Origin of the sequence: Meridianimaribacter sp. CL38 (assembly GCF_004328055.1) — a bacterium.
GTDB lineage: Bacteria > Bacteroidota > Bacteroidia > Flavobacteriales > Flavobacteriaceae > Gaetbulibacter_B > Gaetbulibacter_B jejuensis.
Genome location: NZ_QKWS01000001.1, coordinates 110,148 through 124,501 on the forward strand (window position 1 = coordinate 110,148; position 14,354 = coordinate 124,501).

Here is a 14,354-nt window from a genome sequence, read left to right on the forward strand (position 1 = left end):
CTATGGGTTAAGCTTACTTAAGCTCAACTTCTGCTCCAGCTTCTTCTAAAGAAGTTTTTAAACCTTCAGCTTCGTCTTTAGAAACGCCTTCTTTGATAGCGCTTGGTGCACCATCTACTAATTCTTTAGCTTCTTTTAATCCTAAACCAGTTAATTCTTTAACTAATTTTACAACTGCTAATTTAGAAGCACCTGCTGCTTTAAGGATTACATCGAATTCTGATTTTTCTTCTGCAGCTTCACCACCTGCAGCAGCTCCACCTGCAGCAACTGCAACAGCAGCAGCAGCTGGTTCGATACCATATTCGTCTTTTAAAATTGTAGCTAATTCGTTTACTTCTTTTACTGTTAAATTAACTAATTGTTCTGCGAAATCTTTTAAATCTGCCATTTTCTATCGTTTTAATAATTTTTTAAATAATATAATTTGTTTAAGTGCGTACTTAATTGATTATTATCCTTCTTTTTCGGATAATGTTTTAATGATACCTGCTAGTTTACCACCTCCTGATTTAAGAGCTGAAACAACGTTCTTAGCTGGTGATTGTAACAATGTTACTATGTCACCAATTAACTCTTCTCTAGATTTGATATCAACTAAAGTATCTAATTGCTCATCACCAATGTAAATTGCTTCTTCAATAAAAGCTCCTTTAAGCAAAGGCTTATCAGATTTTTTACGGAATGCTTTAATTACTTTTGCTGGAGCATTACCAGTTTCAGAATACATTACTGAAGTGTTACCTTTAAGTACAGATGGTAAATCTCCAAAATCTTTTTCTGAAGCATCCATAGCTTTTGTTAGTAATGTATTTTTAACTACAGCTAGTTTTACGTTAGCTTTAAAGCAAGCTCTACGTAAATCTGAAGTGTTTCCTGCGTTTAATCCAGATATATCAGCAATATAAATATTGGTATTATCTGCTAGTTGAGCAGTTAACTCTTCAATTACTTGTGATTTTTCTTGTCTTGTCATAATATTAAAGTTTAACTACTATCCTATTTTTGTATCTATTGATATACTTGGACTCATTGTGCTAGACATGTAAATACTTTTTACGTAAGTACCTTTAGCTGCAGTTGGTTTTAATTTTATTAAAGTTGATAGTAACTCGTTTGCGTTACCTACCAATTTATCTGCACTAAAAGATGCTTTACCTATTGGCGCGTGTACAATACCTGTTTTATCTACTTTAAAATCAATTTTACCTGCTTTTACTTCAGCTACAGCCTTAGCAACATCCATTGTTACAGTTCCAGTTTTAGGGTTTGGCATTAAACCTCTTGGTCCTAATACTCTACCTAATGGTCCTAACTTACCCATAATAGCTGGCATAGTGATGATAACATCAACATCTGTCCAACCATCTTTAATTTTTTGTAAGTACTCGTCTAAACCAACATAATCAGCACCAGCTTCTTTAGCCTCTGCTTCTTTATCTGGTGTTACAAGTGCCAACACTTTCATGTCTTTACCTGTACCATGTGGAAGAGAAACTACACCTCTTACCATTTGGTTTGCTTTACGAGGGTCAACTCCTAATCTTACAGCTAAATCAACTGAAGCATCGAATTTTGTGTAAGTTATTTCTTTTAATAAAGCCGAAGCTTCTTCAAGAGAATATAATTTATTCTTCTCAACTTTAGCTCTTGCTTCTTTTTGCTTTCTTGTTATTCTTGCCATTTCAAAAATTTTTTAGTTAGGTGCTTCACCGCCTTTAACTGTGATACCCATTGATCTTGCAGTACCTGCAACCATTTTCATAGCTGATGAAATTTCGAATGCATTTAAATCTTGCATTTTATCTTCAGCTATCGCTTTAACTTGATCCCAAGTTACTTTAGCTACTTTTTTTCGGTTAGGTTCACCAGATCCTTTTTTTACTTTGGCCGCTTCCAATAATTGTACAGCTGCAGGTGGAGTTTTAATTACAAAATCAAAAGATTTGTCTTTGTAAACAGAAATTACAACTGGAAGAACTTTACCAGGTTTATCCTGAGTTCTAGCGTTGAATTGCTTACAAAATTCCATGATATTAACTCCAGCAGCTCCTAAAGCGGGTCCAACTGGTGGCGACGGATTCGCTGCACCTCCCCTAACTTGTAGCTTAACTACTTTACTTAATTCTTTTGCCATTTTAATAAATTTAGTTTTGTACGCCTTTTAATTTGGAAGCAAAAAGACATACTATATATGGTAACAATTATTAAACTTTTTCAACTTGCATATAACTTAACTCTAATGGTGTTTTTCTTCCGAAAATTTTAACCATTACTTCAAGTTTACGCTTTTCTTCATTTATTTTTTCGATAGTACCATCAAATCCATTGAATGGTCCATCTATAACTTTTACAGTTTCTCCTAAAGTAAAAGGAATAGCGATATTAGCATCAGCATCTACAGACAACTCGTCTACTTTACCTAACATTCTATTTACTTCAGACTGTCTTAAAGGCACAGGATCTCCTCCTTTTGTTTCGCCTAAAAACCCAATAACATTTGTTATTGACTTTATAATATGTGGTATTTCACCACTTAAATTAGCTTGAATCATAATGTAACCTGGAAAATACACACGTTCTTTATGTGTTTTTTTTCCGTTACGTATCTGAATCACTTTTTCAGTAGGAACCAAAACTTGATCAACAAAATCTTCTAAACCTAATCGAGAAATTTCATTCTCTATATAAGTTTTAATTTTGTTTTCCTGACCACTTACAGCTCTAACTACATACCACTTTTTATTTCCTTTTGTTTCAGACATCAAATTTGTTTTAGCCAATTAAATCAAAATACGCTTTAATAACTTTACTAAAAACAGTGTCAACACCCCAAATAGCGAGTGAGAAAATAATTGAAAACACTGCAACCAATACTGTTAGGTTTTGTGCTTCAGACCAAGTTGGCCATGATACATTATTCTTTAATTCCTCAAAGGATTCTTTTATATAATTAATAATTCCTGCCATCTGTTTTTCTTATTTGCACGGGTTGAGAGACTCGAACTCCCGACACCTGGTTTTGGAGACCAGTGCTCTACCAACTGAGCTAAACCCGTAAATATAAATCAAGGCGTCTTGCTAAAAACAAGACACCTTAATTTAATATTCTATATTAAAATTTTAATCTAAAATTTCAGTTACCTGACCAGCACCTACTGTTCTACCACCTTCACGGATCGCAAAACGTAAACCTACGTTCATTGCAATTGGTTGAATTAATTCAACAGTAATAGTAAGGTTATCTCCAGGCATTACCATTTCAACTCCATCAGGAAGCGCAATGTTTCCAGTTACGTCAGTTGTACGTACGTAGAACTGTGGACGGTAGTTGTTGTGGAATGGAGTGTGACGTCCACCTTCTTCTTTCTTAAGGATATAAACCTCAGCTTTGAACTTTTGGTGCGGAGTTACAGAACCTGGCTTAGTAATTACCATACCTCTAGAGATTTGAGTTTTCTCAATACCTCTTAATAAGATACCAGCGTTATCTCCAGCCTCACCTCTATCAAGAATTTGACGGAACATTTCAATACCAGTAATTGTAGAAGTTAATTTCTCAGCTCCCATACCAATAATTTCTACTGGATCTCCAGTTTGAGCAACACCAGTCTCGATACGACCAGTTGCTACAGTACCACGACCTGTAATAGAGAATACATCTTCGATAGGCATTAAGAAAGGCTTATCCATATCACGTTGTGGCTCTTCAATCCAGTTATCAACAGCTTCCATAAGCTCCATTACTGTATCAACCCACTTTTGTTCTCCGTTTAATGCACCTAATGCAGAACCTGAAACTACAGGACCATTATCTCCATCATACTCATAGAAGTTTAATAAATCTCTAACTTCCATATCTACTAACTCTAATAACTCCTCATCATCAACCATATCAACTTTATTCAAGAATACAACGATTCTTGGAATACCTACTTGACGACCTAAAAGGATGTGCTCACGAGTTTGTGGCATAGGACCATCAGTTGCAGCAACAACTAAAATAGCTCCATCCATTTGAGCAGCACCAGTTACCATGTTCTTTACGTAATCCGCGTGACCTGGACAGTCAACGTGAGCATAGTGACGATTAGCTGTTTGATATTCAACGTGAGAAGTATTAATAGTGATACCTCTTTCTTTCTCTTCTGGAGCGTTATCAATTTGATCAAATGATCTTGCTTCTGAAAAACCTGCATCAGCTAATACTTTAGTAATAGCAGCAGTTAAAGTTGTTTTACCGTGATCTACGTGTCCAATAGTACCAATGTTTAAGTGTGGTTTTGAACGATCGAAAGTTGCCTTTGCCATGTTTAATTTATTTAATCTTATTTAATATTAGTGTTCAATTTTAATTGTACGTTTCAAATGAGCCAATGACGGGATTTGAACCCGTGACCTCTTCCTTACCAAGGAAACGCTCTACCCCTGAGCTACACCGGCTAAAAAATGAGCGGGAGACCGGGTTCGAACCGGCGACATTCAGCTTGGAAGGCTGACGCTCTACCAACTGAGCTACTCCCGCATTTTTAAAAGGTCTAGTCTTAGAATAATTGTGGGGAGAGCAGGATTCGAACCTGCGAAGTTAAAAAACAACAGATTTACAGTCTGTCCTCGTTGGCCGCTTGAGTATCTCCCCAAAATTTATCAATACTTTTTTTAAAGAACTTGAGCCGATGGAGGGACTCGAACCCACGACCTGCTGATTACAAATCAGCTGCTCTAGCCAGCTGAGCTACATCGGCTTTTATTCACTTTTTTTGCAATAAAAAAAGCCCGCTATTTCTAACGGACTGCAAATGTAAAGATTTATTTATTTATTCAAAACATTTTTTGAAAATTTTTATCACATATGTGCTCTTAATTTTTCTTTGCGCTTTTTTAACTGTCTTTCTAACGATGAAACTGCAGTGTCTGCACCTTCTTCAAAAGTTTTACATTGTTTTTTTACAACAAAGCGATCTCCAGGAACGCTAAGCCTTGCTTCAAAGATTTTATTTTCTTTCTCACTTGTGTTTTCTACTTTAAGATATACATCTGCTTGTATAACTTTATCATAAAACAAATCTAACTTATCCATTCTTTTTTGGATGAAGTCTAGTAACTTTTTGTCAGCACTAAAGTTAACGGATTGCGTGTTTACTTTCATACTCTTCTTTTTTAGTGGTTAGACATTAATTTATCTTGTTCATTTTTTACTTCTTGGATGTGCATTTGAATACACTTTTTTTAATTCTTCTATACTATTATGAGTATAAACTTGAGTTGCTGCAAGACTTGAATGTCCAAGAAGTTCTTTTACAGCATTTAAATTTGCACCTTGATTAAGCAAATGAGTAGCAAATGAGTGCCTTAGTATATGCGGACTCCTTTTTACTTTAGTAGATGCTTTACTAAAATAATCATTTATAATTCTGTAAACAAGATTTTCGTAAATTTTTAACCCTTTTTTTGTTAAAAAAAGAAAATCTTTATCAACGATTTTTTCTAAATCATTTCTAGCCAGCAAATACGCCTTTACTGAATCAATTACAGAATTAATTAACGGAATGAATCTTTCTTTATTTCTCTTACCAAGTACTTTTAACGTTTTATTAGATAAATCAATATCTGTGATTTTTATTTGCACTAATTCTATACGTCGAATTCCTGTCGCGTAAAAAAGTTCAATAATCAATTTATCTCTTAATCCTTCAAAACTTGTTTCGAAATGCAACTCTTTAATAACGGTTTCAATTTCTTGCTGCGAAAATGGAATTTGGACTTTTTTATCTGTTTTAAGCGCTTTATGTTTTGCTAATGGATTTACAGTGATTGTCTTGGTTTTGATAAGAAATTTATAATAGGAATTGAGCGATGAAATTTTTCGGTTGATACTCCTGTTGGATATACCACTCTCTACGAGTTGTACTATCCAACTTCTTATTTGTTGATAGTTTACAGTATCAATAGTGTCTTGTTCAAACTCATCAACAATAAACTGCAAGAACGTACTCAAATCATTTTTATATGACTTTATTGTAAGTGGCGAGTAGTTTTTCTCGTGGGTAAGATATTCTGTAAATGATTTGAAAGGCATTAGCATACGTATATATGCTAAATGTACAAAGTTTATATTTGTTATGAATAAAAAAAGTCCTGTATTTCTACAGGACTTTATTGTATCATTAAGTAAATATTAGATATTTTCTTGATCTCTTAATCTTTGGATGTATTGCGCTTTTTGAATTTGTGCTCTGCGCTCTACTGAAGGCTTTGTAAATTGCTTACGATTTTGCAATTGACGTTTAGCTCCTGTTTTGTCAAACTTACGCTTAAAACGCTTTAGCGCTCTATCTATATTTTCTCCTTCTTTAACTGGTATTATTAACATAGTGTCTTAACCTCCTCTCTTTTAAAATTTCGGTGCGCAAATATAAAAACAAATTTATTACTGGCAATTAAAAAAATATTTTTTTTAATCGCCTTAATGACACCTTGTTAATCCTTAAATAATTTTGAGCGTTTGGTAAGGTCTTGAATTAACTTTTCATCTTCTTCACTTTCTAATAAAGTGTTGTAGTTATCCCAAAATGATTTGTTATATGGTTTTACCATAAATATATCATTATTCCATGTGCCTTCAAGAGTTTTGTGCACTTCTTCTCGGTCTAAAATAATTTCAGTAAACAACACTTCTTGTACTGTATAATAGTAGCGTTCTTCTTTATTATAACGTTCTTTTTCTTCGTCGGTAATTTTTTCATCTGTATTAGAACCTACATTAACCAACTTAGGTGTTTCATAATAAATATAACTTGGATACATTTTATCCTGATACTCCATATAATTAATCACAAGTTTATGATTTAACTGTGTCCCAAACAATGCCTTGCTTCGGCTTTTTTGAGCAGGTGAAGCTGCAATTAAATCGTACTCGATCTTTTTTACAGCATAGTTATCATAATAGATATATATCCATCCATCGGCTTCATAACCTTCGTTGAAAATCCCTTCGGTATCTAAACCTATAAAATCTGTACCTTTTGAAATTTTTATTTTGTAGATTTTTCTTTCATTATCTACCAAAATAGTATCTAAATCAAAATGATGTTTACTTAATATATCCTCACCAAAAAGCGATTTTGAAGTGTTAGAATTTCTCAACAAATTGAGTTTGCCTTGAAAAAGATTTTGCAGTCCGTTAACCCTTGTATCATTCCACTTAATTGCTTTTACTAAAGACGCAGTTTTAATGGTATCTCGCTTTAGGTTTTTAGCTTTAAGATTTCTCATCTTGTGATGATACTTTAAATAAGAGGTATAAATCAACAAGCTATCAACATCTCTAAGGTCGTAGCTTTTTCTAACTTCATCAACATTAATTTTGAGATGGTCTTTTGAGCTAGCTTGGTATCCGGAATCGTAAACCGTTATTGCACTTTCAACAAGCCATTTAAATTCCTTAGTATTTCGTTCTTTATGTCTTAAAAATCCTTTTTGAAGATACGCCGAATCTGGTAAATTTACACTTAGTTTCTCTAGTGCTTTCAACACAATGTCGTTACCTGTTTTGGGTCTTGTTTCGGCAACCAATAAGACTTCATCTAATGAGGCTATATCTTCTTCTAGATACACTTCAAAACCATTATCAAATTCGTTAACAGGTGTTTTAAAGGTTTTGTATCCTATTGAAGAAATTACAAGTGTATCCTTTTCATATTCTTGTGGCACTAACAATACAAACTTTCCATCTGCATTACTCACAGTACCAATTGTTGTATTTTGAACATAAATACTAGCACTTTCTAATGGCATTAAAGTAGCAAAGTCAACTATTTTATTTTTTAATTCAGTTTGACCAAAACTAGTTAAACTGAATATTCCAAAAATTAAAACAACGCCTTTTTTTAAGTGAGTTAAGTTCATTTGTTTGGGATTTTATGTTGCTGGCTTATAGTCTTTATTATCTAAAATCATTTTTGCCAATATTTCTCTAAGGATTTCTGATGTACCTCCACCAATTGGTCCTAATCTACTATCGCGAAGTAAACGTGCCATTGGATACTCTTCCATATAACCATATCCACCTAAAAACTGTAGGCAGTGATAAATAACATCATCGGCCATTTTAGTAGATTTAAGCTTACTCATGGTTGCTTCTTTAACTACATATTCACCTTTATTTAATCTGTAAGCTACTGAGTAATTAAATTCTTTGCAAATAGTCATATCTGTGTATAAATCGGAAAATTTATGTCTTAAGGCTTGAAATCTATCAATCGTTTTTCCAAAAGCGATACGCTCACTCATATACTGTTTAGCATAATCTAAAGCATATTCAGCTCTTGCATGTGCATTGATTCCCATAATTAATCGCTCTAAAGAAAAGTGCTGCATAATGTATGGAAAGCCTTTGTTTTCTTCTCCCATTAAGTTACTTGCAGGAATGGTAACATTATCAAAAGCTATCTCAGCAGTATCACTAGCTCTCCAACCTAATTTATCTAACTTGGTTGCAGAAATACCTGGAGTATCTCTATCCATAATAAAAATACTAATACCCTTATTTCCTGCTTCAGGATTTGTTTTAGCAGCAACTACCAAATAGTCGCTATACACACCATTAGTAATAAATGTTTTTGATCCATTGATTACATAAGTATCACCTTTTTTAACTGCTGTGGTACGCATACCTGCAACATCACTTCCACCAAAAGGTTCAGTAATACAAAGACAACCTATTTTTTCTCCTGTAATACTAGGTGCTAAATATTTTTCTTTTATGTCATGACTACCTTCTGCATTTACATGAGTCATTGCTAAATACGCATGCGCCCAAATATTTGCTGCAAAACCACCAGAGTTAATTTTTTGAAGTTCTTCCAAAAGAATAACAGTATAAAACAAGTCGAGATTTAAGCCTCCATACTCTTCAGGATATGCTAAACCAAAAAATCCCATCTCTCCAAACTTTTCCCAGATGAAACGTTCTACGGTTCCTGATTTTTCCCATTTTTCAATATGTGGAACGACCTCTTTCTTTAAAAAATCTTGTAAACTTTGTCTAAACAATTGATGTTCTTCCGTGAAGTACATGCTATTCATATATGCTTTTTTTATGTCATTAATTGAGTGTCAAATATAACTTAATTATCTCAATTTTATTTAGTGGAAAGTCTTTAACTTTTGCTAAATCGTCCAAAGATTTGAATCCTTCTCGTAAAGTTCTCTGTTCAATTATGGCATGTGCAATCTCATAATCAATATGCTGAATGGCAACCAATTCGTCTCTTGTAGCTGTGTTTAAATTTATCTTTTTTACTACTCTTGGCGTTTTAACGGTAAACTCATTTGTAAGACGTTCAATAACTTCTGGTGATAATCCATATACTTCTGTAAGTTGAACATCAGCCATAAAACCACCTTGAAACTTATTTCTATATTGAACAATTCGCTCAGAAAGTGTTTCTCCAATACCATTCACTTTTTGAAGTTGAGCAGCTGTCGCCTTGTTTAAATCTTGCTTTTGATTGTAGGTCTTAGGTGTATTATTATTTTGATATTGAAAAGTAGTTTTAGGCTTAGGATTAGTAACCCAATCTGGAAACTTAAAATAAGGAGAAATTGCATTCAATAAAGAATCTGAAACCTGAGTAACTTCTTGAAACTGCTGTACCGAATTAATCCATTTATTTTGTTTTCGGTAAGCTAACAATCTATCAATTTCTTCATTGGTCATTCCTAAAGTATAGCCTTTGTAATCGGTAATAAAATTTGGATTAAAAGGATATAGTTTTGGTTTTCGGTTTTCAATTTCAACTAATCGAAGCGAATCTATTTCAGCTTTAAAATTACTTAACCCGTTTTCATCCACTTTTATTTCAGTTTCACTAAAATCAACAAAAAAGTAAACACACTGAAACGCAACGATGAGTAGCAACAATAAAAAAATCCCATTCCGTTGTTGCTTAGTGAACATGAAATGAGATTTAATATTTTTCATAATAGTATTTTACATGTGCTTAGTAATGTCTTCATGACCATCTTCTAAGGCTTCTTTTTTAATTGCAATAGCATCTAAGTAACGTTTCATTTCCTCTCTTACTTTAGGGAATAAGAGTAATAACCCAATCATGTTAGGGAATACCAACGCTAATATCATTGCATCAGAGAACTTAATTACTGCGTCTAAAGTAGCAGCAGCTCCAATAATTACAAATAATAAGAATAATATTTTATAAGTTAAATCAGCCGCTTTACCTCTTCCGAAAAGGTATTTCCAAGACTGTAAACCATAATAAGACCAAGAAATCATTGTTGAAAACGCAAACAATACAATAGCAATAGTTAACACATAAGAGAATCCTGGAATTACTGAGTCGAATGCTTCTGATGTTAAATCAACACCTCCTATTCGCTCTCCAGTAGCATTAATCATTACGTTACTACCTTCAACAGCTCCATAAGTAAACACACTTTGCATATTTGTACCATCAATATTAAAGAAAATGATAACTAAAGCTGTCATTGTACAAATAACTACAGTATCAATAAATGGTTCTAAAAGAGCAACAACACCTTCAGATGCTGGATATTTAGTACGTACTGCTGAATGCGCAATTGCTGCTGAACCTGCTCCTGCTTCATTAGAAAATGCTGCACGCTGGAACCCAACAATAAGCACTCCTATAAATCCACCTAGTCCTGCCATTGGTGTAAATGCTCCTTCCATGATTAACCCGAAGGCATCATCAATATATTTAAAGTTTGCGAAAATGATAATTAAAGCTGCTAATACATAGATCCCAGCCATAAAAGGCACAATTTTTTCAGTGATTTTAGCAATACGTTTGATACCTCCAATAATTACAATACCAACTAACACAGCTAGGATTAAACCAATTATAGAACCCGTTGCTCCACCTGAAACACCAATTAATGAAGATATTTGAACTGTTGCTTGGTTAGATTGAAATGCATTTCCACCTCCAAAAGAAGCACCAACACACAAAATCGCAAATAAAATTCCCAGTACTTTTCCTAGTCCTGCTTTGCCTGTTGCTTTTAATCCTTTTGATAAGTAGTACATTGGACCACCATAGATAGTTCCATCTTTTCCTACATCTCTATATTTTACACCAAGTGTACACTCTACAAACTTGGTTGACATCCCTAATAATCCACATACAATCATCCAAAATGTTGCTCCTGGACCACCAGTTGCAATAGCTACCGCAACACCTGCTATATTACCTAATCCTACAGTACCAGAAACTGCTGTTGCCAATGCCTGAAAGTGAGACACCTCACCATGAGCACTTTCGTCCCTAATAGTATCTTGGATATCTTCTTCAGCTAACGCTTCGTCATTATCATATAATTTATCAACACCATGCTTTTCAATATCCACATATCGTCCTCTAACTGTATTAATTGCAGTTGGAAATTTAGTAATACTAGGTACTTTAAAATAAAGCGTAAAAAAAGTGGCACCTACAACTAAGAGAATAACCACTATTGGTACATTTAAACCTGCAATTGGGACAGACGTTAAAATAAATCCTTCCCAACCTTCAGCAACTGGCATAAAAGCATCATTTACTATTTCATCCAAACCCTTTTCTTGGGCTGAAATGGCTAGTGGTAAAATTAATGTCATTAGTGTAAGAAGATAGTTCTTCATGGGTATATTAAAATTTAGTTAGTTTAAGTATAATTTAATGTTAATTGGGTAACAAGATGCTAAAAAAAAATGAGTTTTTAAAACATCTAAGGTTAAATTGAATGTCTTGTTATTGAATATTGTATAAGGAATTAAGCTTTTTTATTTGTTCTGGTCTACCTAACACAATGATTTTTGATTTTGGCACCAATTCAATATCAGCTTCAGGATTAACAATATAATCGCCTTGTCCATCTTTAAAACCTATAACATTACATCCTGTTTTTTTACGAAGGTCTAAATCGCGAAGTGTTTTTATTGTTGATGGATTATAAAGCTTTTCTACTGCAATTTCTTCAATATTTATATTGGCTTTGCCTACAATAGATAGGTTATCAATAAACTCAATCAAATCAGGAACCACAACCAAAGAAGCCATATGGTCTCCTCCTATCATATCAGGTAAAATAACATTATTTGCTCCTGCTAGCTTTAGTTTATTGTAGGATGTTTGCTGAGAGGCTCTACTAATAATGGTCAAGTCTTTATTAATTTGTCTAGCTGAAAGCACTACAAATAAATTATCTGCATCATTAGGAAGTGCCGAAATTAACGTACTTGCTCTATCAATTCCTGCTTGCAATAGAATTTCATCTTCATTGGCATTACCTTGAATAAAGCTAACTAATTCACTTTGAAACTTGTCAATTATTTCTTTATCTTTTTCAATTACAACAAAGTCCTTTTCATAAGCTATTAACTTTTTTGCTGCTTGAGAACCGTTTCTTCCATAACCACAAATAATAATGTGGTTTTTAAGACTATCAATCTTTTTTTGCATCTTTTTTTGTTTTAGTTCTTCATAATTGCTTTTGCTTAAGATATATTCGGTAATAATGGATATAGCATAACCTACAATTACTATACTTGCCAAAATTAAAAATACCGTAAAAATTTTTGATTGCGTATCTAAAGGTTGTACTTCACCAAACCCTACTGTAGTAACGGTTATAACCGTCATGTATATTGCATCAATCCATGTGTAGCCTGATAACATTTTAAATCCGAATACACCTATAAGTATAACCAAAAGCAGCATTAATACTGCTGTGTAAATTCTGGATCTAAAGAGCTTTATTAATGGATTCATCTATAATTATAAATCGAAAACCGAAGTGCGTTTAGTATAGAGCAAGTCTTTAATTTTCATCCAAAAGGCAATAAACAGGTATAATGCAAAACCAAAACCTAATGTTACAAAAGTAAGATACATAAACGATGTTCTAACCACTTTTGCTCTAATACCAATACGGTCAGCAATACGTTGGCAAACATAGTAACCATGCTTTTGAAAATATAACAATGCCTTGTAAAAAATATTCATGCTGCAATGTAATAATTTTATTTAATGATTAACGAATTGCCTACTGCACATTGCAAACACTTTTTATTATTGCAATATTCGGTTTTAAGTTGAATGAGTGCTTGAGAATACAATGCTGAATTGGGTATTTGTTTTAAGGCTTTAAACGCTGAAACTATTGTGTTTTTTTCAGCACTTATTTGTTGTGTAATATCAACTATTTCAGAATCAATAAATTTACCATTTGCTTTAGCGTAAGCAAATTTGATAGGGATAACGGTATTAATCAAAAGCAAATCTATAAACGATTTTGACAACGCCTTTTTACTTGTTTTGGATGTTTTTGAAAACGTATAGTGTGTTTCCCAAAATGACGATACGCTAACTGAAAAAACAGCATACAACTCATCTATTGTTTTGGCTTCAATAATTTTTGAAAACAAATTTTGATGTTTATAATACAAACTTGCTAATTGTGACAACCTAATTGTTGGGAAGTTTGGTGGTCGTAACCTAAAAAAACGAATGGGTAAAACCTGCTCGTTACTTAATTTAAATTTATGCTTTAAGTAATTATACTCTTTTTCTAGATTTTGAAAGTAAGCGTTTTGCACATCATCATTGAGCAGTGCTGATTGACCAAATAACAAAGCTTCTAATTGAGTTTGGTTTGTAGTCAACTTTCGTACTATTGAAAAATCTACAGACTGAGCTAAACTCAAAAAAGCATCACCATTAACTTTTAAACCAAAATTCTTAGCCAACATTTTAAAAAGTACTGCTTCCCAATCATTTTTTGAAGTGTTAAGCAGTGTATCAATAGCATTTGACTTTCGTTGTAGTCGTTCAAAAAACAAGCGCTCTAACCATGCGCTTAAAGTAAAATCATCAATATTTCCAAAGTCATCTTCGCAGTAAATCCACTTATTAGATTGTGTAAAAAGTGCTTTATAGTTTTGGATAAGGTTAGTGTTTACAAAATCTTTGAGTTGCAACGTTGGTATAATGGTATTGTCTTTTCGATATACATCTGTATCATGTTCCCAAACCACATGAAGTATTACATTATCGTAAGCTTTGTCTTGCTCGTGCGAATGCACAAACCAATCGCTTGACTTCACATGAATTTCAACATTACCAGCCCAAAGTTGTTGATCAATATACAACTGAGCATTAAAGAAATCTGGACCAGAATTATGATTGTGCTGTCCTACAGATTTTATAGTAACAACTTCATTAGCAACAGTAGTTAACTGTTGAATATCAAACTTTTTGTGTTGCCATATATAATGAAGAAAATCCTCTTGCATATACTAAAATAGAAAAATATTTAATACATGCTTCATG

Annotated in this window: 17 protein-coding genes and 5 tRNA genes; all 22 read right to left on the reverse strand. The window is 33.2% G+C overall.

Annotated features, from left to right (window positions below; all coding sequences use genetic code 11):
* Nucleotides 1–13 precede the first annotated feature (13 nt).
* Nucleotides 14–391 (reverse strand): 50S ribosomal protein L7/L12, encoded by a 378-nt coding sequence (rplL, locus tag DMZ43_RS00510; protein WP_129759052.1) that lies wholly within the window; start codon nucleotides 389–391, stop codon nucleotides 14–16.
* Nucleotides 392–454: 63 nt separating this feature from the next.
* Nucleotides 455–976 (reverse strand): 50S ribosomal protein L10, encoded by a 522-nt coding sequence (gene rplJ / locus DMZ43_RS00515; protein ID WP_129759053.1) that lies wholly within the window; start codon nucleotides 974–976, stop codon nucleotides 455–457.
* A gap of 18 nt (nucleotides 977–994) precedes the next feature.
* Nucleotides 995–1,684: a 50S ribosomal protein L1 gene (gene rplA, locus DMZ43_RS00520; protein WP_129759054.1), complete on the reverse strand. Its 690-nt coding sequence runs from the start codon at nucleotides 1,682–1,684 to the stop codon at nucleotides 995–997.
* Between the two features lie 12 nt (nucleotides 1,685–1,696).
* The gene (rplK, locus tag DMZ43_RS00525) at nucleotides 1,697–2,137 is read right to left on the reverse strand and encodes a 50S ribosomal protein L11 (RefSeq protein WP_129759055.1); all 441 of its coding nucleotides are present in this window, start codon (nucleotides 2,135–2,137) and stop codon (nucleotides 1,697–1,699) included.
* 70 nt (nucleotides 2,138–2,207) lie between these two features.
* A complete protein-coding gene (gene nusG / locus DMZ43_RS00530) occupies nucleotides 2,208–2,765 on the reverse strand; it encodes a transcription termination/antitermination protein NusG (RefSeq protein WP_129759056.1) in 558 nt (185 codons plus the stop codon).
* 10 nt (nucleotides 2,766–2,775) lie between these two features.
* Nucleotides 2,776–2,970: a preprotein translocase subunit SecE gene (gene secE / locus DMZ43_RS00535; RefSeq protein ID WP_129759057.1), complete on the reverse strand. Its 195-nt coding sequence runs from the start codon at nucleotides 2,968–2,970 to the stop codon at nucleotides 2,776–2,778.
* Nucleotides 2,971–2,986: 16 nt separating this feature from the next.
* Nucleotides 2,987–3,059, reverse strand: a tRNA-Trp gene (locus DMZ43_RS00540).
* Between the two features lie 64 nt (nucleotides 3,060–3,123).
* Nucleotides 3,124–4,311 (reverse strand): elongation factor Tu, encoded by a 1,188-nt coding sequence (tuf, locus tag DMZ43_RS00545; RefSeq protein ID WP_129759058.1) that lies wholly within the window; start codon nucleotides 4,309–4,311, stop codon nucleotides 3,124–3,126.
* A 60-nt stretch (nucleotides 4,312–4,371) separates the two neighbouring features.
* A tRNA-Thr gene (locus DMZ43_RS00550) sits at nucleotides 4,372–4,443 on the reverse strand.
* A gap of 9 nt (nucleotides 4,444–4,452) precedes the next feature.
* Nucleotides 4,453–4,525, reverse strand: a tRNA-Gly gene (locus tag DMZ43_RS00555).
* A gap of 31 nt (nucleotides 4,526–4,556) precedes the next feature.
* Nucleotides 4,557–4,639 (reverse strand) — tRNA-Tyr (locus DMZ43_RS00560).
* Between the two features lie 32 nt (nucleotides 4,640–4,671).
* Nucleotides 4,672–4,745 (reverse strand) — tRNA-Thr (locus tag DMZ43_RS00565).
* A gap of 101 nt (nucleotides 4,746–4,846) precedes the next feature.
* Entirely contained in the window at nucleotides 4,847–5,149 is a 303-nt protein-coding gene (gene hpf / locus DMZ43_RS00570) for a ribosome hibernation-promoting factor, HPF/YfiA family (RefSeq protein WP_129759059.1), read from the reverse strand.
* A gap of 39 nt (nucleotides 5,150–5,188) precedes the next feature.
* Nucleotides 5,189–6,079, reverse strand: coding sequence for a tyrosine-type recombinase/integrase (locus DMZ43_RS00575; protein WP_131505770.1), 891 nt, complete (start codon nucleotides 6,077–6,079; stop codon nucleotides 5,189–5,191).
* A 99-nt stretch (nucleotides 6,080–6,178) separates the two neighbouring features.
* Entirely contained in the window at nucleotides 6,179–6,373 is a 195-nt protein-coding gene (gene rpsU, locus DMZ43_RS00580) for a 30S ribosomal protein S21 (RefSeq protein WP_129759061.1), read from the reverse strand.
* A 107-nt stretch (nucleotides 6,374–6,480) separates the two neighbouring features.
* Entirely contained in the window at nucleotides 6,481–7,908 is a 1,428-nt protein-coding gene (locus tag DMZ43_RS00585) for a carboxypeptidase-like regulatory domain-containing protein (RefSeq protein ID WP_131505771.1), read from the reverse strand.
* A 12-nt stretch (nucleotides 7,909–7,920) separates the two neighbouring features.
* Nucleotides 7,921–9,087 carry an acyl-CoA dehydrogenase family protein gene (locus DMZ43_RS00590; protein WP_131505772.1) on the reverse strand — a complete coding sequence of 389 codons (1,167 nt, stop codon included), beginning with the start codon at nucleotides 9,085–9,087 and terminating at the stop codon, nucleotides 7,921–7,923.
* A 19-nt stretch (nucleotides 9,088–9,106) separates the two neighbouring features.
* The gene (locus DMZ43_RS00595; RefSeq protein WP_131505773.1) at nucleotides 9,107–9,985 is read right to left on the reverse strand and encodes a ComEA family DNA-binding protein; all 879 of its coding nucleotides are present in this window, start codon (nucleotides 9,983–9,985) and stop codon (nucleotides 9,107–9,109) included.
* 9 nt (nucleotides 9,986–9,994) lie between these two features.
* A complete protein-coding gene (locus tag DMZ43_RS00600; RefSeq protein ID WP_131505774.1) occupies nucleotides 9,995–11,665 on the reverse strand; it encodes a sodium:alanine symporter family protein in 1,671 nt (556 codons plus the stop codon).
* A 109-nt stretch (nucleotides 11,666–11,774) separates the two neighbouring features.
* Nucleotides 11,775–12,794 (reverse strand): TrkA family potassium uptake protein, encoded by a 1,020-nt coding sequence (locus DMZ43_RS00605; protein WP_129759066.1) that lies wholly within the window; start codon nucleotides 12,792–12,794, stop codon nucleotides 11,775–11,777.
* 6 nt (nucleotides 12,795–12,800) lie between these two features.
* On the reverse strand, nucleotides 12,801–13,028 hold the full coding sequence (locus DMZ43_RS00610) for a PspC domain-containing protein (RefSeq protein WP_129759067.1): 228 nt from the start codon (nucleotides 13,026–13,028) through the stop codon (nucleotides 12,801–12,803).
* A 17-nt stretch (nucleotides 13,029–13,045) separates the two neighbouring features.
* Entirely contained in the window at nucleotides 13,046–14,317 is a 1,272-nt protein-coding gene (locus DMZ43_RS00615) for a DUF2851 family protein (RefSeq protein ID WP_131505775.1), read from the reverse strand.
* Nucleotides 14,318–14,354: the final 37 nt, after the last annotated feature.